Source organism: Methylobacterium sp. 13MFTsu3.1M2 (assembly GCF_900112625.1).
Lineage (GTDB): Bacteria > Pseudomonadota > Alphaproteobacteria > Rhizobiales > Beijerinckiaceae > Methylobacterium.
The window spans coordinates 222,657-244,194 of record NZ_FOMM01000008.1; the positions used below are offsets into that span (position 1 = coordinate 222,657).

The following is a 21,538-nucleotide window of genomic DNA, read 5'->3' on the forward strand; positions in this document are numbered from 1 at the left end:
CGCGGTTCCGCTCCGCGCCCAGCGGTTCACGCCCCGCGCCGCCGTCACCGCGCGACGCCGTTCCCTCCGACGCGCGGCGCCGGATCTGCGACCGGACTTCCGGAGACCACGCGTCCGGCATGCTCGACCGTTGACGGCCTTACATCGCCCACCCTATTAGATATAGCATTAGCTATAATGATGGGTCAGGGCTATGACGCACACCGGCGCTCCGCGTCGCCTCTCGGCTCCAGGATCGGTCCTGTGCGGCCTCGCCGCGGCGCTCGGGTTGGCCGCGGCGCTCTGGGTGGCCGCAGCGCTCGGGCCGGCACTGGCCCAGTCCCTGCCCACCGCCGCCGAGAACCTGACGCCGGGCGACCTCGACAGCGAGCATCTGTTCGGCTTCACCGAGGGGAGCGACCTCGGCGTTCCCGGGGAGGCGGAGCTGGAATGGGAGACGAGCGGGCGACTCGGCCGGCGCGTCGCCCGCTTCCTGACCGTGGACAGTTCCCTGGCCCTGAAGGTGCCGCTGACCAACGATTTCCGCCTGGCCCCGGGCGTCACCTTCAACGCCTACGACATCGGCGCGCCGGGCACCCCGGCCCGGACCACGGGCGGCTTCAACGGCGGCTTCCTCGAGACCCGGGTGCGCCTGATGGATCGCCGGACGGCCCCCTTCGGCCTGACCCTCAACATCGTGCCGGGCTACGGAACCGTCGACAGCGGGACGGGCGTGCCGGCGCGCAGCTTCGCCACCGAGATCGGCCTGCTGGCGGATCGCGAGATCATCCCCGGCAAGCTGATCGCCGCCGTCAATGTCGGCTTCGCGCTCTCGACGACGCGGCTGACCGTGATGGACGCGCCCGTGCGCGGATCGGGGATCGAGGTGGCGGGGGCGCTGGCCTACTGCGTCCGGCCCGGCCTCTTCCTCGGCGGCGAGGCACGCTATGCCCGGACCTACGACGGCTTGGCGCTCGACCGGTTCGCGGGCGAGGCCGTGTATCTCGGACCGACCGCCTACATGACCCTGTCACCCCAGGCCTGGGCCTCGTTCACCTGGAGCTTCCAGGTCGCCGGGCAGGCGACGGGCGAGCCCGGCCCGCTCGACCTGTCGAGCTTCGACCGCCATCAGATGCGGTTGCGCGTCGGGTACAGCTTCTGATCGCGGCCCTGTCGCCGCACCGCGGCCTGCGAGCCTCAGGGTGGGCGGACAGGCGCCGAGAACGCGACCCTGGTGGAGCAGTCGAGGGACCGAACCGCCCGTGCCGACGGGCGGGAAGCGGCCCGGTCGAGACGAGAAGTGGGACTGGCTGCCTCGGAGCAGGTCTTCCGGAAAGACCGTTACATGCCGAACATGTTCGCAGTCGGAGCATGCAACGTGAAGGCATGACCCTCATCAATCCAGCCGCTTCCGGCGTGACCTTGCTCGATGTAGCTGATCTCATCGGCGCTGGAAGCGTAGTAGTGCCGTCCGCTCTCGGTGTTGACGAACCGCTCGACGGTCAACGCATGCGATCCCGCGGCGGTCGAGCTCGCGTAGGCGTCGAACGCAACACCGTCATAGTTGTAGCCGGAACCGTCCGAGAGAAGCCCGTCGCGCTCCGCGGTGCTGGTCGTGTAGAAGTGGTCGCCGGTCGTCGGGTTGGTGAATCGAAAGACGTCAGCCGTGGCAGACGACGACACTGGCGCGGCCCAGCCGACGCCCTGATAGGCGTAGCCCGACGGGGTGCTCTCAAGTTGCGCGCGTTCTGCGGCGCTTGCCGTGTAGAAATGCCGTCCGGAGGCGGCGTCGTAGAAGTGAAAAACCGGCTCAAGCGCCGCGGCGCCCGGACTGGCCTGATAAGCCCGCATGTAGTCAATATTCATCTGCGCGGGAAATGGCGCCGACGCGTCGGCGTCACCCGGCCAAGAGCCGCCGACGGCGAGATTCACTATCATGTACATGGGCTTGTCCAGACCGGCCGGCGTCGGCGTACGATAGATCTCCTGTCTGTCGAAGTAGAAGGTCAGCGTGTCCGGTTGCCAGTCAACGCCGTAGGTGTGGTAGCCGCCGCTCATGTCGGCGACTGCGGAGATCCCCTGGCTCATCGTGTGGTTGCCGGGTGTCTGGCCGGGCGCCAAACTGTGCACCGTGGTGTAGAGCGTGCCGGGATCGTGCCCGAGCATCTCCATCACGTCGATCTCGGGCGGCCAGGAACCGTCCGCCGGGAGCAGCCAGAACGCCGGCCAGAAGCCCTGACCGGCGGGCAGTTCGGCCCGCATCTCGAAATAGCCGTAGGTCTGGCTGAAACTGTGGAAGGTATTGATCATTCCCGACGTGTAGGGCTGATCCCCCAGGTCCTGGAGCAGAGACAGATCCGACGGCGCGGCGGTGATGGTGAGGATGCCGTCGTGGACGCGGAACGGGTTCGGGAGCGGGCTGCCGTCGGGTTGATCGGCGCGGACATACCATTGCTGCTCCTGATTGAAGGGCCGCGTCCCGGTCGACGTGACGTGGATGCTCCACTGCGGGCCGCCGGACGTGTCGAGACCCGAAGTGCCGTCCCAGAGCGGCAGCGTGTCGAAGTCCTGGCTGTAGGTGAGTGTCGCCGTCTGGGCGAGATTCCTCGGATCAATGGCCACGGATCACCTGCCCATTCGTGCCACGCGCTGAAGTGGCCGCGCCGCACGATACAATCATAAGCTGCATCGGAAAACAGGTCGCCTGGGTTCCGACGATGATTGCCGGGCACCGTCTGGTCGATGGCACGAAGCGCGCGATGCCGCCGTCGATCCGAGCAGATCGATACGGAGGAGCCGATCGGCAGCGAATATTTGGAAATATATTCCCGTCATCCTCCGAGATTTTAGGATTACAACGAACATTGCCATTCTGGCTGATTTTATATACGCAATACTAATACAAATTATAGTCGAGCACGTCATTTCGGCGACGCATATTGCTGTCCGCGACCGAAGAGCGACGCGGTTGGACCTCCTCCCTCGGCGGTGTCGTGACCGGCCGCACGCAGCAACGGCAGGCCGCAGGCTCGGTATTCTTTACCGACGCTCGGGTCTGCAACCCATAATTGTACTGCCGGTTACGCATCAAAACCGGAGGTGCCCATGTCGTCGTCCCCTCTCGCCGCGCTCAACACGTCGTCACGCTCGCTCGAGTGGCTGGTCGGGTCCAGCGCGCTACTGTCTTCCACCGCACTGTCGACCGGCCAATTGACGAGTCTCGGTCCGATTACCTCGCTCATCGAGAGTGCCGTCGACGTCGGTGCGGCGGACGAGGGCGGATCACTGCTTCCCGGCGCGCTGGCCGATACCGCGAACCAGATCGTCCTCGACACCCATGCGCAGCTCGAGAACGCGGGTCATCAGGTCGCGGCGCTGAACGGCCCGCTCCACGGTCTGACCAATCTCGGCGAGACGGTCGGGCTCGGTCATATCGGCGAGGCCGGCAACCTGATCACGGACCTGACGGGCGCCGTCGCCAACCCGACCGATGCCGGCAGCGTCGTCCCGGTGTTGAACGATGCCGGGCAGGTCGCCGAGGCTGCCGGAACCTTGCTGAATACTGTCACGGCCCTGCCCGTGGCCGGCAACGGCCTTGTCGGCTCCGGCGGCACGCTCGCGCCGGCGGTGGGGATTCTCAACCAAGCCGTCCTCGACCTGCACACGACGCTGGAGGATGTCGGCCATCAGGTCCCCGTGCTCAACGCGCCGATCCACGCCCTCACCGGCCTCGGCGAGACGGTCGGCCTCGGTCGCATCGGCGAGGCGGGCAACCTCCTGACCGACACGCTCGCCGTGCCGGGATCGCTCCTCACTGGCGGCGGCCTCGGCTCGGCCACGCCGGTCCTCGCGGATCTCGGTTCCATCCTCGAAGCGACCGACACGCTGATCACCTCCGTCACCGGGGCCGCGACGGCCGGCGGGCTGCTCGCGTCGGGCGGCCTTCTCGCCCCGGTCGCGAATCTCGCGAACACCGCCGTCCTCGACGTCCACATGACCCTCGAGAATCTCGGGCACGAGGTCCCGCTGCTGAACGGCGCTGTCCACGGCCTGACCAATCTCGGCGAGACCCTCGGACTCGGCCATCTGGGCGAGGGCGGAAACCTGCTGACCGACGGCGCGGCCCTGCCCGGTGCCCTGCTGGGCGGCCAGGGGCTCGGCGCATTGTCCCCGATCCTCGGCGATGTCGGCGCGGTGGCCGGTGCGGCCGGCGGACTGCTCGGCGGCGTCACCGGCATCGTCGGCGACCTGGGGGGAGCGGGCGCGCCGGGCGCGGGCAGTCTCCTCACCCCCGTCACCGCCGCGGTGGATGGCCTGCTCGGCACCGTGACCGGCGGCGCTCCGGACGGAACCGGCGCCCTGCTCGGGCCGAACGCGCCGCTGAAGCCGGTGGGCGCTGTCGCCAACACGCTGATCGACACCGTCCACGGGGCGCTGGAGCAGGTCGGACACGACGTGCCGCTCCTCAACGACCCGCTCCACGCGGTGATCGCGCTGGGCAACACGGTCGGACTGGGGGAACTCGGCGACAGCCACAACCTGCTCACCGACACCATCAACCTGCCCGGCGCGATCCTGACCGGGAACGCGCCCGGAGGCGTGGCGCAGGTCGTCGACGACCTCGGGCACGTGGCGGGCGCGCTGGGCGGCGTCGTCGGCTCGGCGACCGGCCTCCCCGACTCGGCCGGCGGCGGTCTCGGATCCGGCCTGCCGGGCGACGGTCTCCTGGCACCGGTCACCTCCGCCCTCGGCGGCTTGACGGGGGACCAGGGTGCCGGAGCCCTCGACGGTCTCCTGGGCGGCCTGGACGGAGGCCCGGGCACCAGCGCGGCCGGCGCACTGCTCGGGACGCACGCGCCGCTGCAGCCGGTCGGAGACGTCGCCAATACGCTGATCGACGGCGTCCATGCGGCCCTGGAACAGGTCGGCCACGATGTGCCGGTCCTGAACGACCCGCTCCACGCCGTGATCAATCTCGGAACCACAATCGGCCTGGGGGAGCTCGGCGGGTCGAGCAACCTCGTGACCGATGTCGTCAACTTGCCGGGGGCGGTCCTGAACGGCGACGGAGGCCCCGCGGTGGCGCAGGTCGCGAGCGATCTCGGGTCCGTGACGGAGGCGGCCGGCGGCGTCGTGGGCTCGGTGGCGGGGATCCTTCCCGCGGCCGGCGGTGACGGCCATCAGGCGGGCTCCCCGGTCGACGGCGTCGTCGCGACCGTGACCACGGTCCTGGGCGGGGGCGAGACCGGTGGGGCGGGCAGCGCCGTCGGCAACCTGCTCGGCACGCTCACCGGCGGCACGTCGGGCGAGCCGGGAGCCGAGACCCACCCGTTGATCGACGTGTCGGCGGGCCCGACGACCTCGACGCCGGTGGCGGACGTCGCCGTGCTCACGCCCGCCGCCGATCCGGCCCACACCGTCGACGTGAGCGCGGTCGCGGTGAGCGCCGATCAGCCGAGTCTGGCCACGGCGAACCTGCTCAGCGGCGACAGCATCCACCTGCCGCAGTCGGGCGGCGGTGCCGACTCCCTCGTTGGCCACCTCGTGGACGCGGTGTCGGGAACCTCCGCCGCGCCGGCCGAGGCGGGCGCCGCCCAGGGCGTGAGCGTCGATCTCGGCGTCGCCACGATCGATCTCGGCGGCCACACCGAGGTCCAGCACACGGACCCGACTCCCCACACGGCCACGAGCGGCCTGCACCTGCTCGGCCTGTGAAACGCGGCCCCCGCCGCCGACGCGGCGGGGGCTTCCGCGACGCCGGGGCCCGACTCGCTTCGGCCCGAACCGCTCCGCTGACGTGCCAAGCCGAGGGATCGACCTGTGACCGATGAACGCGTGTTGCGTGTCGCGAAGCGGCGCGAGTTCTGGTCCGCCGTCAGGGCCGGGCGCACGTGCCTGATCACCGTGATGATCGTCAGCGGTCTGATCAATCTGCTGATGCTCACGGCCCCGATCTTCATGCTGCAGGTCTACGACCGGGTGCTGCCGAGCCGGAGCATCGCGACGCTCGTTGGTCTCGCCGGCATCACGCTGATGCTGCTCGTGATCCAGAGCGTCTTCGAGATCTTCCGTGCCCGGATCCTGGCGCGCTTCGCGCGCCTCGTCGACGAGCGCCTCGGTCCGCGGATCTTCCGGACCCTGCTGGTCCGCGGCGCCGAGATGCCGCGCAGCGAGGACGGGCCGCAGGCCCTGCGCGATCTCGACACCGTCCGCGGCTTCGTGTCGAGCATGGCGGTCAGCGCCTTCTTCGACCTGCCCTGGGTGCCGCTCTACGTCGCGGTCTGCTTCCTGTTCCATCCCTGGCTCGGCGCGGCGGTGGCCGGGGGTGCCCTGTTCCTGTGCGTGCTGACGATCCTCACGGACTGGGCCTCGTCCGCGTCCACCCAGGAGGCCGTCCGAACGGCCGGTGAGCGCCGGTCCTTCACCGACATGGCGCACCGGACGGCACCGCTGCTCTCGGCGCTCGGGATGCGGTCCCGCATCGCGGAGCTCTGGCAGGTCCGGGCCCGGCGGAACCTCGACGTCGCGGCGTACGGGAACGATCTGGCCATCGGCTTCGGCACGACGGCGCGCCTGCTGCGCACGGTGCTGCAATCCGGCATCCTCGGCCTGGGCGCCTTCCTCGTGGTGCGCGAGGAGGCGACGGCCGGCGTGATGCTGGCCGCCACGATCCTGTCCGCGCGCGCCCTCGCGCCGGTCGACCTGGCGATCGCCAACTGGAAGTCGTTCTCGGGCGCCCGGCAGGCCTGGGGCCGCCTCGTCGCGTTTCTGCCCCGGCGGGATCCCGCCGCCCTCACGCCGCTCCCGGCGCCGCGGGAGAGCGTGCGCGTGACGGCCCTGTCGATCGCGGCGCCCGGGACCGACACCCTGGTGCTCCACGACGTCAACGTCGCCCTCGCGCCCGGAAGCGCCCTCGGGGTGATCGGGGCCAGCGGCTCCGGCAAGTCCACCTTCGCCCGTGCCCTCGTCGGGCTGGCGCGCCCGAACCGCGGCGTGATCCGCCTCGACGGCGCGGCGATCGATCAGTGGGATCCCGATGCCCTCGGGCGCGCGGTCGGCTACCTGCCGCAGGACATCGAGATGTTCGACGGCACGATCACCGAGAACATCACGCGCTTCGATCCCGAGCCCAACCCCGAGGCCCTGCTGGCGGCTGCCCGGGCCGCCGGCGTGCACGAGGTCGTGCTCCGGCTGCCGGGCGGCTACGACGCCCGCGTCGGTACCGGCGGCCTGGGCCTCTCCGGGGGTCAGCGGCAGCGGATCGCGCTCGCGCGGGCGCTGTACGGCGATCCGTTCCTCGTGGTCCTCGACGAGCCGAACTCGAATCTCGACGTCGACGGCGATCGCGCCCTGTCCGCCGCCGTGCAGGGCGTGCGCGCCCGCGGCGGCATCGTCGTGGTGATCGCGCACCGGCCGAGCGCGCTGGCGGCGGTCGATCGCATCCTGGTCCTCGGGGACGGGCGCGTGCAGCTGCACGGCCCGCGCGACGAAGTTCTGTCGAAGCTGAACGCCCTGACGCGGCAGACGCCCACGAGGGTCGCATGACGACGGATCGCACGCCCGACGGGCCGGCTACGGATCCGACATACGAGACGCGCCGCTCCTTGCGGCGGCACGTCGCCGGCGTCGCCGCCGTGATCGTGGTCGCCACGGGCGCGGGGGCCTGGACGGCGGCGACGGAATTGTCCGGCGCCATCATCGCCACGGGCTCGCTGGTGGTCGAGAGCAACATCAAGAAGGTCCAGCATCCGACCGGCGGCGTCGTCGCCGAACTGCCGGTTCAGGAGGGCGCGCGCGTCCAGGCGGGCGACCTGCTGGTCCGCCTGGACGCGACCACCGCCAAGGCCACCTACGACAGCGTCACCAAGAGCCTGTGGGAGATCGCGGCGCGCAACGCCCGGCTGGAGGCCGAACGGGACGGCCGCGCGAGCCTCGTCATCGCCCCCGAACTCGAGGGAGCCGGACCGGATGTGGCCCGGATCGTCGACGGCGAGCGCAAGCTGTTCCGCTTCCGACAGGACGCGCTCCAGGGCCAGAAGGCGCAGCTCCGCGAGCGGGTCGGGCAGCTGAACGAGGAGATCAAAGGCCTGTCCGAGCAGGCCGCCGCGAAGGAGCAGGAGACCGCGATCATCGGGCGGGAGTACGAGGGTGTCGAGGATCTCTGGCGGAAGAACCTCATCCAGCTGACCCGGCTCACGAGCCTCCAGCGCGACATGTCCCGCCTGAAAGGCGAGCGCGGCGTCCTCGTCGCCAACATCGCGCAGACCAAGGGCAAGGTCTCGGAGACCGAGTTGCAGATCATCCAGCTCGAGCAGAATCTCCGCAGCGACGTCGGGAAGGAGCTGGCCGAGAACCGCGCCAAGGCGGCCACGCTGACCGAGCAGCGGATCACGGCCTTCGACCAGCTGCAGCGCATCGAGATCCGCGCGCCGCAGACCGGCTACGTGCACGAACTCGCGGTCCACACCCGCGGCGGTGTGATCTCCCCGGGCGAGCCGATCATGCTGATCGTGCCGACCGCGGATTCCCTCGTCGCCGAGGTACGTGTGGCGCCGCAGGACATCGACCGGTTGCAGACCGGTCAGGCCGCGGGGTTGCGCTTCCCGAGCTTCGACCAGCGGACGACACCCGAGCTCAACGCGCGCGTGACCCGGATCGCGGCCGATGTGAGCGAGGACAAGCGGACCGGCAGCTTCTACTACCTCGTTCGCCTGGGCGTGACGAAGGAGGAGATGAAGCGACTGGACGGGGCCAAGTTGATGCCCGGCATGCCCGTGGAGGCCTTCATCCGCACGGCTGACCGAACGGTGCTGTCCTACCTCACCAAGCCGCTCGTCGATCAAGCCCGGCGGGCGTTCCGGGAGAAGTGAGATCCGCCCGGTCGCCCGCATGGACGGTCACGGAACCTGCCGAGATCGCGGAGCCGATCCCTACAGGACCGACTGTGTCGCGCTCGGCGAAACGCCGGTGCGAGCACGGGGAAGCACGGGCAACGCACGTCCGCCTTCGCGGGCGGCGCGCATGCGAGAAGCCATTCCGCTTCCAGCCGCTGCAGTTGTTCAACGCGGGCTTTGCATCATCGCCTGGCGGCGGATGAACTGGGCAGGGGGCCACGGTGCGGAGGCGTGGGGTCACGAAGCCTCACAACGAGCACGGCTGCGAGCGCGGCGGTGACCGCGAGAATCGCGATCGTCGTGAGTCGGTCAGGCGGTCTCCGCTTCATGGCCACGTCTTAGCAGCTGCGCCTGCTCCCCGCAGGATGCGGACCCGACTCGCCCCGACGCGCCCGGCTCCGATCGGGCGCCGGCCGGCGCCGCGCCGATCCCGGTGCACATGGCTCGGCGCTGCGACCTTCTCCGATCCTGCTACCGGTTGGTGTCAGACGCCCGCGGCCCGATGGGTTCGCAGGAGACGAACAGGCTCACGAACCAGAACAGGGTCATGGCGGCGATCGCCGCCGCGGTCCCGAACAAGGGGCTGACGATCAGCGCGGCCAGCACGCCATGCTTCCACATCAGGGTAATCGCGATGAGCCAGCCGAGGCTCGCGGCGATAGATACCCGGATGATGCAGCATTCGGATGCCTGCATCACAACCTCCAAGCTCCATATACAACGCATACGTGCATGAAACGGTGATGGTTCAATGTGGCAAACTGCTGGGTTCGCGAGGGACCAGCTGCTCGGCACTGCCGAGTTGGGGGCCGACGGCCCCTTCTCACGCGCACGACAGCGGGTGAGACAATTCGGCATCCTCCACGTTCGATCGTCCGTCACACGAAGTGCGGCGGCAGGATCATGACCTGGGCGTGCACGACGAGACTGAACGCCATGGCGGCCGTCACGACGGCGTCGACGAGACGGTTCGTCAGGGTGATCGGCTTGGTCATCGTGGCCCCGTCAGCTCGGCTGTTCCGAGGCGGCCTTATGGTCAAGCTGGATGTCGCGAGGATTGCTCCGATTGTTGCATGAGGCTGGCAGGATCGACCTGCGCCAGCCGGGGCGCTCGGATTCCGGTCTCCCGCTTCGCGACGACGCTCTCATCGCGGTCCTTCGCGAGAGGCCGACCGCCGGGACGTCAGCCAAGCCCTGCCGCATCCGGAGCCGGCGGAAGGAGCGGTCTGCCGCTCAGCACCGACGCGGGCCTCGCGCCCAGCAGCGTACGCAGCCTCCGCGGGTCTTCCGTGTCTTCGGTCTTCGGGTATCGGGCGTTCTCCGTGTTGAGGAGGTCCACAGCCCGCTTCAGAGCAGGTCCGGGGGCGGCACGGACCATGAGGTGGCGAGTTTCGAGGCCGGCGATGCGCTGCTGAGACCCGCGCCAGCCTCACCTTGGGTCGCGGCGAGGGTCGCACGCCGCCGCTGAGGCTAGAACGCGTTACCGGTCACCCTGTCGGGCGCCGCCATCCTGCTGTGTTCACAGGCCCATCGGCAGGTGGGCAACGCAACGGCGGGTGCTGCTCAGGTTCTGCGTAATCCGAACCCGAGGCGCCGGGGGATTTCCCGTTGAGGTGACGCTAATCCGACATATACAACTTTTAGTTGCATTAGCCATCTGGAAGAGGGGGCGGCGCGTCAGATGTCGGAAGCCATCCTTGCACGCGATCAACGGACGGAGTGGTTGCCCAGAAGCCGGCTCGGTCTCCTCATTTTCGTGCCGGGCGCACTGCTGTGGATCTCGATCGTCCTCTGCATGCTGCCGATCACAGTACTCGCATTCCCTGCGGAATGGATGTTCAAGAACAGGCCGAACCTCCATGCGACAGCCGTGATGATTCTCGTGTGCCTCGGCGCAGCCAATGTCGTGATCGCTCCGGCGACCGTGCTCTACCTCCTGTATGCCTGACTGGCGGGCGGGCTATGTGCTCCGCCGCAGGAACCAAGCTTGCGGACATCGACTCGGTACGCTGATGCGACGGTGAATCATGGCTCACATCGAGACAGTGTCGGTTCAGGATCAATCCATGCGTCCCTGGATGGATCGCCTCCTCACGATGATCATGGTCGCAGGCGGCGTGGCGACGGTGGTGTGGATCGCCGCGATGCTGGTGGTTGGCTGGCAAATGGCCGTCGTGCTGATGGGCCTGGGTGCGGTTTGACAGGCGTCCCTGCCTCAGGGTTGCCGCCACTACTCCCGAGACGCCCGTTCCGCGACGGGGTGCGGGACCACGGGCGCCCGATGGCGAAGCTGAGCGGGGTCAGCCTCCACCGCCGCCACCTCCCCCTGTTCCGGGTCCGCCGAGATTGCCGTCCTTGTTCGGCGTGTTCCAGTGGATGATCCCGTCGCCGGCGGGACGCGGCGCGGTATTGGGCGGCCGCGGGAAAGCGAAGGGGGAGAACGCAGTCGCGCCGCGCGGGGCGGGGCTGCTCGCTCGAGAACGCCGGGCGACAGCTTCGGTGCTCACGAAGCCCGCGAGCGCGACAACGAGCCACCTGATCGCCGCGCTATGCATGATCGACTTGCCTCGCGCTGAGGTGCGCCACCGAGCGGCGACGGCTGTGCGCAGGGTAGCAGGATCGCTGCGCTTTCGCAGCGGCAACCCATGTCCCTCCGTCTCGTCAGCGCGCGCAGGACGTCCGATGCCGTGTAGCGGTTCGCTTCTGCTTCCAGCTTGGCGAAAGCCAGCTTCGAGGTTCGGTCGATGGCCACAAACAGGTCGAGTTTGCCTTCTTCTGTCCTGACCTCGGCGATATCGATGTGCATGTAGCCGTGGGGTGATCGGCGAAGCGCTTCTTCTCGGGCTTGTCGCCTTCCGTCCGGTAGGCGCCTGGTGCCGTGCCGCTCCAGGCAGCGGTGCAGCGACGAGCGGGTCAGGTGCGGGATCGTGGGCTGTAGGCCGTAGAGGCAGTCGTCCAGCGGCAGCAGGGTGTGCCGGCGGAAGGCGACGATGATGACCTCCTCCGCTGGGGTCAGAACCGTCGAACGCGGCTGCTCCGGCCCCCTAGCGGCATCACCTGTCAGCTGCCGCGTTCGCCACTTCTGGACTGTCGTCGGGGCATCCCTCGCAGCATGACGGTCGACCGTACCACCACACCGCGGGATCAAACATCGAGGGTCTTGCCTGTAGCGGCCGAGCCATCGATGCTGCGCCGCAGCGGATGGCCTACGACGGGAGCGACCCTTGGAAACGATCGGCCGTGACCTGCGGGAGATGCAGCGCATACCCCTCGCTGCATCGCATGTCGCCGCATTGCGGGCGATCGGGGCCGAGAAGCACTACACCGCAGGCGCCTTTCTCGTCCGTGCCGGTGAGCCAGCCGATCGCTTCGTGTATGTCGAGGCCGGCGAGATCGAAGTCGTGAATCCCTTCACGGACGAGCGCCATCTCCCATCCACCCTCGGTCCGACCCAGTTCATGGGCGAAATCTCGTTCCTGAACGGCGGCGTTTGGTCGATGCCCATGCGGGCGAGCGCAGATACGGTCGTCACCGAGGTGCCGCGCCCCGAGATGCTGCGACTGATGTCCGAGATCCCGGAGATGTCGGACATCATCATCACAGTCCTCGCCGCACGGCGGCGGCGGCAGCTCGACTCGCACGACGGCACGCTCGTGCTCATCGGCGAGGACGACGACCGGAGCGTGCGGCGGATCGCCGAGTTCGCGAGCCGCAACCGGCTTCCCTACAGGACCTATCCGTTGGGCAGCCCGGAGGCGGCAAGCGTCGCAACGGCCTGCTCGATCTCGGCAAACCGACCGGCGGTCATCTTCGGCCGGGACGTGGTCGTGACCGAGCCGACGCCCGCCAAGGTCGCGCGGCTGCTCGGCCTCGACTACAACCTCGTCGACGACGAGGCCTTCGACGTCCTCATCGTGGGCGGCGGGCCGGCCGGGGTGGCAGCGGGCGTCTATGCGGGTGCGGAGGGGCTGCGCGCGTTGGTCATCGAGGATGTGGCGATCGGCGGTCAGGCCGGCACATCGAGCCGGATCGAGAACTACATGGGCTTCCCGACCGGGATCTCGGGCGCCGATCTCGTCTGGCGCGGCGAGATCCAGGCGATGAAGTTTGGCACTCGCTTCGCGATGCCGCGACGGGTGGCGAAGTTGGAGCGGCTCGAGGACGGATCGTTCTGTGCGACGTTTGACAACGGCCGGCGCGTTCGGGGACAGGCCGTCGTCGTCGCGACCGGCGTCCAGTACCGAAGGTTGCCGATCGACCGCCTCGAAGCGTTCGAGGGCGCCGGCATCTACTACGCTGCGACGGAGATCGAGGCGCGCTACTGCCGGAATGCCGAGGCAATCATTATTGGCGGCGGCAACTCGGCGGGCCAAGCTGCGATGTATCTCAGCCGCTCAGCGCGGCACGTTCGCCTCCTGGTGCGCGGGCAATCACTCGCCACCTCCATGTCGAGGTACCTGTCGAGCCGGCTCGAGGCAGACCCGGCGATCACGATCGAGTACGGGGCCGAAGTCACCGATCTGCACGGCGATGACCATCTCGACGCGGTCACGATCCGCACCGTCGCCGACGGAGCGACGCGCAGGATCTCGACCTGCGCCGTGTTCGTCATGGTGGGCGCCGCCCCCAATACCGGCTGGCTCTCGGGGCTCGTCGAGCTCGATAACCACGGCTTCGTCCTGACCGGAGACGCGATCGGCGCGCATTCGCCTTACGCGACGTCGCATCCGGGAATCTTCGCGGTCGGCGACGTCCGCGCCAGCTCCGTCAAGCGGGTCGCAGCCTCGGTCGGCGAGGGATCGGTCGTCATCTCCAAGGTGTGGGAGCACGTTCGGTCGTAGAGTTCGCCGCCCGGGACGCACACGATCGGAGCGCCGGATCGACGAACGGCCGTTTCTGGGAAGCTCTGCTGACTATCTGCCAGACTGTTTCGGGTGGCTTCCTGCCCGCCTGCTTCCGACCGGCGGATGTCCCGAAGCGGACATCTCCACGGGGACCGCTCACGCCCTCGCCGCACCTTCGAACAGCTTGTCCCAAGGTGTCGGGGATGGGAGCATACCACCGAGGAATGCCGGGAAAGCCTTCACGTTTGGATCGCCGCGTCGGCTCTCCGGCCACAGCGCCGTGAACACAGAGCGCTCAGTGGCGAAGCTCTGCAGGACCGGCACGAACGCGCCCCGCTCGACCTAGTGACCGGCCAGGTCACCACCACGACGCGCTCTTCTGAACGTCCAAGATGGGTGGATCTGAAACGGCCTGCTTTCGACTGGCATAGACATGGAAGCGGACGTGCCGCGACGCTTCTTGATACGCGAGCCTATTGGCAGATCAGTTAGCGGGTAGGGCCAGAAATTCATTCAAGAATTGACAAGCGGATCTTTTCTCGAAGCCGTCCAATTAGTAGAAGACGTGCGGTCTTCGATGGTCAAATTCGGGAACGTCATCGCGAAACGGCAACCACCCTTTTCCGACGTGCGAACACTCACGCTTGCGGCGTGAATCTTGGCGATGGCGGCGACCAGGCTGAGGCCAAGGCCGTTGCCGGGGGTCTGGCGGGACATCTCGGCGCGGTAGAAGCGGCGGAAGACCTTCTCGTGCTCGCTCGCCGGCAGGCCTGGGCCGGTATCTTCCACGGCCACCTCGATCGCTTGGCCGGTCCAGGCGACCCCGACCCGGACGGTCCCTCTGGGGGGCGTGAACTTCACGGCGTTGTCGATGAGGTTCGACAGGGCCTCGAAGCAGAGGTCCCGGTCGCCGTGGACGGTGAAAGGCCCCACCGCCGACAGGACGAGCCGGACGCCCCTCTCTTCAGCCTCGGGCTCGAAGAAGTCGACCGCCGCAGCGGCGACCTCCCCGAGGTCGACCGGCGCGAAGGCGGTCCGGCGGCCCTCCTCCATCGCGCCGATCCGAAGCACGGCCGTCACCATCGCGAGTGTCTGGTCGATCCAGGCGAGGCCCTGATCGATCGCCTCGTGCAATTCCGCCACCGTTCGCGCCTGCGCCCGGCTGCGTTCCAGCCGGGCCCGCAGGCGGGTCAACGGCGTCCGCAGGTCGTGGGCGACGGCATCGCCGACGCTGCGGACTTCGCCCATCAGTTGCTCGATCTCGTCGAGCATGCGGTTCACGTTGGCGGCAAGGCGGTCGAACTCATCGCCCCGGCCTCCGACCGGCAGGCGCTTGCCGAGGTTGCCGCGCATCACCTCGGCGAGCGCCACCTCGGTGGCGGCGAACCGCCTGCGGCCCCGGCGGGCGAGGACGAGGCCGCCGATCCCGGAGAGCGCCAGCATCGGCAGTAGCCCGAGGCCGAGCGCCCGCAGCGTCGTGACCCGCACCCGGTCGATGTCGTCGGTGTCGTGGGCGATCACCACCGTGCCGCCGCCGGGCAGCGCAAGGGCCGCGGCCCAGATCTCGTCGGCGAGGCTGCGGCCCCCGACCTCCACCGTGGCGTTCACCCGGTAGGCATCCCCGTCCCGCGGCAGCCCCTTCGGCATCGCATCGAGGTTACCCGCGCGCCGGACGCCGTCCGGAGCGAAGTCGCCGCCATAGTGCCGGGCATGCGGGTCCATGGCGGTCCAGGTGTCGACCCGCAACGCCGTGGCGGCGGGGTCGGCGGCGGCCGCGCGGACTTCCAGCCGCAGGGTCTCGGCGAGTTCCTCCCGCAGGTAGGAGGCCGTCTGCCAGTAGATGAAGGCGAACATCGTCAGGGCGAGAAGCACCGACCACAGGGCGATCCCCACCGCCCACCGCAGGGTGGTCGAGCGCAGGAGGTCAGTCATCGGGCGTGAGGGTGAAACCGACGCCGCGGACGTTCTGGATCAGGGGCGCCTCCCCGGCCGCCTCAAGCTTGCGGCGCAGGCGGCCGAGATGGACGTCGATGAGGTTCGATTTCGGAGTAAAGCGGTAGTTCCAGACCTCCTCAAACAGCATCGCCCGTGTGACGATCCGACCGGGCGCGCGCATCAGATAGGCGAGGAGCTTGAGTTCCCGAGGCAGGAGGTCGAGGTCGCGCGCGCCGCGCCGGCCCGTCCCGGCGATGAGATCGATCTCCAGGCTTCCGACCCGCAGCAGCGTCTCGCGGGTGTCGACCGGGCGGCGGAGCAGCGCCTCGATCCGTGCGGCGAGTTCGCCGAGCGCGAAGGGCTTGGCGAGGTAGTCGTCGCCACCGGCCCGGAGGCCGCGGATGCGCTCGTCGACGTCGCCGAGCGCGCTCAGGACGAGGGCCGGTGTCCGGTCCCCGTCCCGGCGCAGGTCCTGCAGCACGCCGAGCCCGTCCTGGCCGGGCAGCATCCGGTCGAGGATGATCGCGTCCCAGCCGCCCTGCCGCGCCGAGCGAGCGCCGTCCGGCCCGGTCGCGGCCCAGGCGACCTCGTGGCCGCGCCCGCGCAGGTCGTCGCGCACGTCCCCGGCCGTGTCCCCGTCGTCCTCGATCAGCAGCAGCCTCGCCACGTGAACCCGGTCCTCCCGCGTTGCCAGTGTGTCGCATGTCGGCCCTGCGGTCTGCGCGAGGAAGCGACTGTGAATCAGAATTTAGTGGCGCCCCATCGGCTTCGTCCAACTTATTAGAATGACTCTAGCGCGCACCTCGGGCCCTGTTCGGCTGGGCGCGATCCTCAGCGGGCTCTTCCGATGCTGTTCCTGCTACGCCGCTTCCCCGCACCCGCCGCGATCCCCCACCGCTGAGGGAGTCCACACATGCCCCGGAAGCGGCGGCCCCGCCGCCTCATCAACCGTTACGCCCAGAGCCGGCTCTACGACGTCGAGACCCGCACCTATGTCTCCGTCGAACGCCTGCGGGAATGGCGCGGCGAGGGCTTCGAGGTTGTGATCCGCGAGGTCGAGACCGGGCGCTTCGTCAGCGACGAGGTGCTCCCCACCGGCTTCGACGCATGAACCTGATCCGCGGAGCGTCCGGCCCGACCGGTCGGCAAGCTGCCTGTCCATGTCGCTGAACACCGAAGCGTCCGCGCGCCCCGCGGAGGTCTCCGAGGCATCCGAGACCGATGGCTTCGGGCGCGGGGATGCCTCCGCGCCGGCTCCGATTGTGAGCCGGAGCCGCGCGCCGCGAGTGCTGCTCATCCTGGCGGTGCTGGCCGCCGTGGCCTTCGCGGGCTGGACCTATCGCGGCCCACTCCTCGCCGGCCTTGGCCTCGCCCCGCCCGCGGTCCCCGAGGCGAAGGCGGATCGTTCCGACGACGCCCCGGCGAACCCCGATCTCGTCACCCTCGACGGGGCGGGGCAGACGCGGATCGGCTTGGCCTTCGGCACGGCGGAGACCCGCCGGATCGTGCTCCCGGTGCGGGCGCCGGGCACCGTCGCCTTCGACGAGCGGCGGGTGACGCATCTCAAGCCGCGCACGCAGGGGCGTGTACTGAGCCTCGCCGTCCAGCCCGGGGACCGGGTGACGGCGGGGCAGACGCTCGCGACCCTCGATGCCGCCGGCCTCCTCGACGCCCGCAACGGGCTTCAGGCGGCTGAAGCCGCCCTCGGCGAGGCGCGGGCCTCCGAGGCGGTGGCGGCGCTCCAGGTGAAGCGTGGGCTGGAGCAGCTGAAATTCGGGGGCGTGGCGCAAGCCGAGGTCGAGCGGCGGCAGGTCGATCTCGCCAAGGCACAGGCGGCGGTGAAGTCTGCGCAGGCGAACGCGGAGATGTACCGGGCGCAGTACCAGCGCCTCGCACCGGCCGAGGGCGCCGCGCCGGGCACCAGCGCCGTGGTCACGCCGATTGCCGGCGTGGTGACGAGCGTCGGCATCACCCTGGGCGAGGTCGTCGATACCGGGCGCGACGCCTTCACGGTGGCCGATCCCACCCGTGTCGTCGTGCTGGCGAACCTCTACGGGGCCGACATCTCCCGGGTGAAGGCCGGGGATGCGGTCTCGGTGGAGAGCCCGGTGCCCGGCCATCCGCCCTTCGAGGGCCATGTCCGCTCGGTCAACGCCGCCCTCGATCCGGCGACGAACACGGCGCCGGCGCGGATCGAACTCGACAACCCGCAGGATCTCCTGCGCGCCAACCTTTTCGTCTCGGTGACGGTCGCGGCTGATCTCGGTCGCGACGGCGTGACCATCCCGGCGGCGGCCGTGCAGCAGACGGACACCGGCCCCATCGCCTTCGTGCGCACGGCCCCGGACAGGTTCGAGCGGCGGGCCCTGACGCTGGGCATCCAGCGCACCGACTGGGTGGAGGTGCGCCGAGGCGTGGCGGCGGGTGAGAGTGTTGCGACCGCGGGCAGCTTCGGCCTGAAGGCCATCCTGCTGCGCAGCCTTCTCGGCTCGACGGATTGAGCGCCGGCGATGAAGAGCTGGTTCGCCATCCTGGTCCGCCGCCGCTTCCTCGTGCTGATGATCGCGCTGGCCGCGGCGGCGGGCGGAGCCGCTAACCTCGAAGGTCTCTCGATCGACGCGGTGCCGGACATCTCGCCGAAGCAGGTGATGATCCTCACCCTCTCGCCGGGGCTCGGTCCCCTGGAGGTCGAGCGGCTCGTCACCTTTCCGGTCGAGAACGCGATGGCCGGCGCGCCAGGGCTCTCCAACGTCCGCTCGACGTCCCGGGCCGGCGTCTCGGCGGTCTACGTCACCTTCGACGAATCCGTGTCGGTCACAGCGGCGCGGGCGGAGGTATTCCAGCGCCTGCCCCAGGCCAAGAGCCTGATGCCCGCCGGAGTCGGCGATCCGCAGATGGGTCCGATGGCGACCGGGCTCGGCGAGATCTACCAGTTCGAGCTGCGCGGGCCCGCCTACACGCCGATGCAGCTCAAGCGCATCCTGCAATGGACCATCGCGCCGAAGCTGAAGCTCACCCCCGGAATCGCCGACGTGAACATCTACGGCGGCCAGATGCCGACCGAGGAGGTCCGCGTCTCGGCGGACGCGCTGCGCCGCTACGGCGTGACGCTGGCCCAGGTCTACACGGCGCTCGCCGAGAACAACGCCGCCCGGGGCGGCGCCTACATCGAGCACAACGACCAGCAGGAGACGATCCGCGGCCTCGGCCTCGCCAAGGGCCCGGAGGACATCGCGAACATCGTCGTCGCGACGGGCCCCGGCGGCGTGCCGGTGACGCTCGGCACGCTGGGCACGGTGCAGGAGGCCCCCAAGGTCCGGCTCGGCGCCGTCACCCACGACGCGGAAGGCGAGACCGTCGTCGGCATCGCGATGATGCGCTACGGCGAGAATGCCAGCGCCGTGGTCGCGGAGGTGAAGAAGACGATCGCTGCCCTGCGCCAGCAACTGCCGCCTGGGGTCGAGATCGTCCCGTTCTACGACCGCAGCGCGCTGGTGGACCGCACCATCCGCACGGTGGAGCACAACCTCCTCGAGGGGGCGGTGCTGGTGATCGTGGTGCTGCTCCTGCTGCTCGGCAACCTGCGCGCAGGGCTGATCGTCGCCGCCGCGATCCCGCTCTCGATGCTGATGGCGTTTGCCGGGATGCGGCTGCTCGGCCTGTCGGGCAACCTGATGAGCCTCGGGGCGATCGATTTCGGGCTGATCGTCGACGGCGCGGTGGTGATGATCGAGAACGTGCTCCGCGCCCGGGGCGAGCACCCGGACCGCCCGGCCCACGACCTGATCCGCGACGCCGCCGCCGAGGTGGCCCGCCCGGTGATCTTCGCGGTGGCGATCATCATCATCGTGTACGTCCCGATCCTCGCGCTGGAAGGCGTGGCCGGCAAGATGTTCGCCCCGATGGCGCTCACGGTGATCCTGGCGCTCGCCTCGTCGCTCGTCGTCACCCTGATCCTGATGCCGGCGCTCGCGGCGCTCTTTCTCGCCGGGCGCGGTGTCAATGAGCGCGAGACGCGTCTCGTCCACGCGGTGCGGGGTGTCTACACGCCGGTGCTGCGCTGGGCCGAGCGGCACGCGCTCGCCACCGTGCTCACGACGGTCGCCCTGTTCGCCGGCTCCTGCGCGATGGCCACGCGTCTCGGGGGCGAGTTCCTGCCGAAGCTGTCGGAGGGCTCGATCGTCATCACCTCCGAGAAGCTGCCCGGCATCGCGCTGAACGCCTCGCTCGCCACCGTCACCCGCATCGAGCGGGTGCTGAAATCCTTCCCCGAAGTGAAGCGGATCGTCTCCCTCACCGGCAGCGCCGAGATCCCGACCGACCCGATGGGCGTCGAATCGACCGACAGCTTCATCACCCTGACCGACCCCTCGACCTGGAGGACCGCCGACAGCCAGGAAGGGCTCGTCGCGGCCTTCGACAAGCGCCTCCGGGAGGAGGTGCCGGGCGTCGCCTACAGCTTCTCGCAGCCGATCCAGATGCGGATGGACGACCTCTTGGAGGGCGTGCGCGGCGACGTCGCGATCAACCTCTACGGCGACGATCTGAGGGTCCTGAAGGACACGGCCGATTCCATCGTGCGGGTGGTCTCAGGCATTCAGGGCGCGGCGGACGTGAAGGCCGAGGCGCAGGCCGGGATGCCGGCGCTCTCGATCCGGGTCGACCGGGCCAAGGCCGCCCGCTACGGGATCAACGTCTCGGACGTGCTCGACGTGGTCGAGAGCATCGGCGGGCGCACCGCCGGCATGGTCTACGGCGACGACAATTCCATCACCGACATCGTGGTCCGGCTCGACCCGGCCGACCGCAGCGACATCGAGCGCATCCGCGCCCTGCCGGTGGGGCGGCCGCGCAAGGAGACCGGTCCCGCCATGACGGTGCCGCTCGCGATGGTGGCCTCGGTGGAGGTCACCTCCGGCCCGGCCCAGATCAGCCGCGAGCGGCTGCAGCGGCGGATCTCGATCCAGGCCAACGTCCGCGGCCGCGACGTGCAGAGCTTCGTGGACGCCGCGCAGAAGGCCGTGTCCGATCAGGTGAAGCTGCCGCCCCGCTACGCGCTGCAATGGAGCGGCCAGTACCAGAACCTGCAGGAGGCTACCGCCCGCCTCTCGGTGGTGGTGCCGGCGGCGCTGGCGGGGATCCTCGTCCTCCTCGTCGTGATGTTCGGCGACATCCGCCGCGCCGGGCTGATCTTCCTCAACGTGCCGATGGCCGCGACGGGGGGCATCCTTGCCCTCTCTGTGCGCGACATGCCGTTCTCGATCTCGGCGGCGATCGGCTTCATCGCGACCTTCGGCATCGCGATCCTGAACGGCGTGGTGCTGACGAGCACCATCCGCGACCTCGAAGCTTCCGGCCTGGACCCGCGGGAGGCGGCCACCCGGGCGGCCGAGAGGCGCCTGCGCCCGGTGATGATGACGGCCCTTGTCGCAGCGCTCGGCTTCCTGCCGATGGCGCTCTCGACCAGCGCGGGCGCGGAAGTGCAGCGCCCGCTCGCCACGGTGGTGATCGGCGGCCTGATCACCGCGACGCTGCTGACGCTCGTCGTTCTTCCCGCCGTCTATCCGGTGATCGCGACGTTGCGCCTGCCCTTCGGCAGGGTGAGCAAGCGACGGCATTCGAAGCCCCGCCAGCGGATGCAGCAGGGGACCGGTCGATGAGCGCACTCACGGCGACGGCTGAGTTCGCCGGGGGGCGGGAGTACCGACGTTGCTCGCGACATAAACTGCTCGAGTTCAAGAGTTCGCCGCGTTGAACTGCTTCGAACAGGGAATCTCAGGTACAGTCGCCGCCGACTTGGATGCCTACCGACCGTGCGCGGCCGGTCGCAGATGACCGCTTTGGGCGAAAGCTTGGCCGCGATCCGGGCGGCCGGCATGGGTCGCC

14 protein-coding genes and 1 pseudogene are annotated in these 21,538 nt (G+C 69.4%); 10 read left to right on the top strand and 5 right to left on the bottom strand.

Going from position 1 to position 21,538, the window contains the following annotated elements:
- The first annotated feature begins 193 nt into the window (after window positions 1–193).
- Window positions 194–1,141: a hypothetical protein gene (locus tag BM314_RS09375; protein ID WP_091977945.1), complete on the top strand. Its 948-nt coding sequence runs from the start codon at window positions 194–196 to the stop codon at window positions 1,139–1,141.
- Between the two features lie 179 nt (window positions 1,142–1,320).
- Here the strand turns inward: BM314_RS09375 and BM314_RS09380 are convergent, their stop codons facing one another.
- Window positions 1,321–2,601 (bottom strand): family 16 glycosylhydrolase, encoded by a 1,281-nt coding sequence (locus BM314_RS09380; RefSeq protein WP_091977946.1) that lies wholly within the window; start codon window positions 2,599–2,601, stop codon window positions 1,321–1,323.
- 483 nt (window positions 2,602–3,084) lie between these two features.
- Between BM314_RS09380 and BM314_RS09385 the strand changes: the two genes are divergently transcribed.
- The 3 genes from BM314_RS09385 to BM314_RS09395 all read left to right on the top strand — a co-directional run bounded on the left by BM314_RS09385 (window position 3,085) and on the right by BM314_RS09395 (window position 8,849).
- Complete coding sequence (locus tag BM314_RS09385; RefSeq protein WP_244539897.1) at window positions 3,085–5,694, top strand: beta strand repeat-containing protein; 2,610 nt, start codon at window positions 3,085–3,087, stop codon at window positions 5,692–5,694.
- Between the two features lie 120 nt (window positions 5,695–5,814).
- Window positions 5,815–7,524, top strand: a complete 1,710-nt coding sequence (locus BM314_RS09390; protein WP_244539898.1) for a type I secretion system permease/ATPase — start codon at window positions 5,815–5,817, stop codon at window positions 7,522–7,524.
- Window positions 7,521–8,849, top strand: a complete 1,329-nt coding sequence (locus BM314_RS09395; RefSeq protein WP_091977949.1) for an HlyD family type I secretion periplasmic adaptor subunit — start codon at window positions 7,521–7,523, stop codon at window positions 8,847–8,849. The genes BM314_RS09390 and BM314_RS09395 overlap by 4 nt, the downstream gene beginning before the upstream one ends.
- Window positions 8,850–9,344: 495 nt before the next feature.
- Here the strand turns inward: BM314_RS09395 and BM314_RS09400 are convergent, their stop codons facing one another.
- Window positions 9,345–9,569 carry a hypothetical protein gene (locus BM314_RS09400; RefSeq protein ID WP_020091090.1) on the bottom strand — a complete coding sequence of 75 codons (225 nt, stop codon included), beginning with the start codon at window positions 9,567–9,569 and terminating at the stop codon, window positions 9,345–9,347.
- A gap of 985 nt (window positions 9,570–10,554) precedes the next feature.
- On the opposite strand from BM314_RS09400, the gene BM314_RS09405 reads away from it, so the two are divergent.
- A complete protein-coding gene (locus BM314_RS09405) occupies window positions 10,555–10,821 on the top strand; it encodes a hypothetical protein (protein WP_020091092.1) in 267 nt (88 codons plus the stop codon).
- Window positions 10,822–10,900: 79 nt separating this feature from the next.
- Complete coding sequence (locus tag BM314_RS30550) at window positions 10,901–11,074, top strand: hypothetical protein (protein ID WP_170868063.1); 174 nt, start codon at window positions 10,901–10,903, stop codon at window positions 11,072–11,074.
- 461 nt (window positions 11,075–11,535) lie between these two features.
- On the opposite strand, the pseudogene BM314_RS09410 reads toward BM314_RS30550, so the two are convergent.
- A pseudogene (locus BM314_RS09410) lies at window positions 11,536–12,021 on the bottom strand (IS481 family transposase); the annotation flags it as partial.
- Window positions 12,022–12,097: 76 nt separating this feature from the next.
- Between BM314_RS09410 and BM314_RS09415 the strand changes: the two are divergent.
- Entirely contained in the window at window positions 12,098–13,714 is a 1,617-nt protein-coding gene (locus BM314_RS09415) for an FAD-dependent oxidoreductase (protein WP_091977950.1), read from the top strand.
- 516 nt (window positions 13,715–14,230) lie between these two features.
- Here the strand turns inward: BM314_RS09415 and BM314_RS09425 are convergent.
- Both BM314_RS09425 and BM314_RS09430 read right to left on the bottom strand, forming a co-directional pair.
- Window positions 14,231–15,649, bottom strand: coding sequence for a HAMP domain-containing sensor histidine kinase (locus tag BM314_RS09425; protein ID WP_091977951.1), 1,419 nt, complete (start codon window positions 15,647–15,649; stop codon window positions 14,231–14,233).
- Window positions 15,642–16,319, bottom strand: a complete 678-nt coding sequence (locus BM314_RS09430; protein ID WP_020091096.1) for a response regulator transcription factor — start codon at window positions 16,317–16,319, stop codon at window positions 15,642–15,644. Before BM314_RS09430 ends, BM314_RS09425 begins: the two co-directional genes overlap by 8 nt.
- Window positions 16,320–16,565: 246 nt before the next feature.
- Between BM314_RS09430 and BM314_RS09435 the strand changes: the two genes are divergently transcribed.
- The 3 genes from BM314_RS09435 to BM314_RS09445 all read left to right on the top strand — a co-directional run bounded on the left by BM314_RS09435 (window position 16,566) and on the right by BM314_RS09445 (window position 21,312).
- Complete coding sequence (locus BM314_RS09435) at window positions 16,566–16,763, top strand: polyhydroxyalkanoate synthesis regulator DNA-binding domain-containing protein (protein WP_091675875.1); 198 nt, start codon at window positions 16,566–16,568, stop codon at window positions 16,761–16,763.
- A 175-nt stretch (window positions 16,764–16,938) separates the two neighbouring features.
- A complete protein-coding gene (locus BM314_RS09440) occupies window positions 16,939–18,153 on the top strand; it encodes an efflux RND transporter periplasmic adaptor subunit (protein ID WP_244539899.1) in 1,215 nt (404 codons plus the stop codon).
- A 9-nt stretch (window positions 18,154–18,162) separates the two neighbouring features.
- Entirely contained in the window at window positions 18,163–21,312 is a 3,150-nt protein-coding gene (locus BM314_RS09445) for an efflux RND transporter permease subunit (RefSeq protein ID WP_091977953.1), read from the top strand.
- Window positions 21,313–21,538 lie beyond the last annotated feature (226 nt).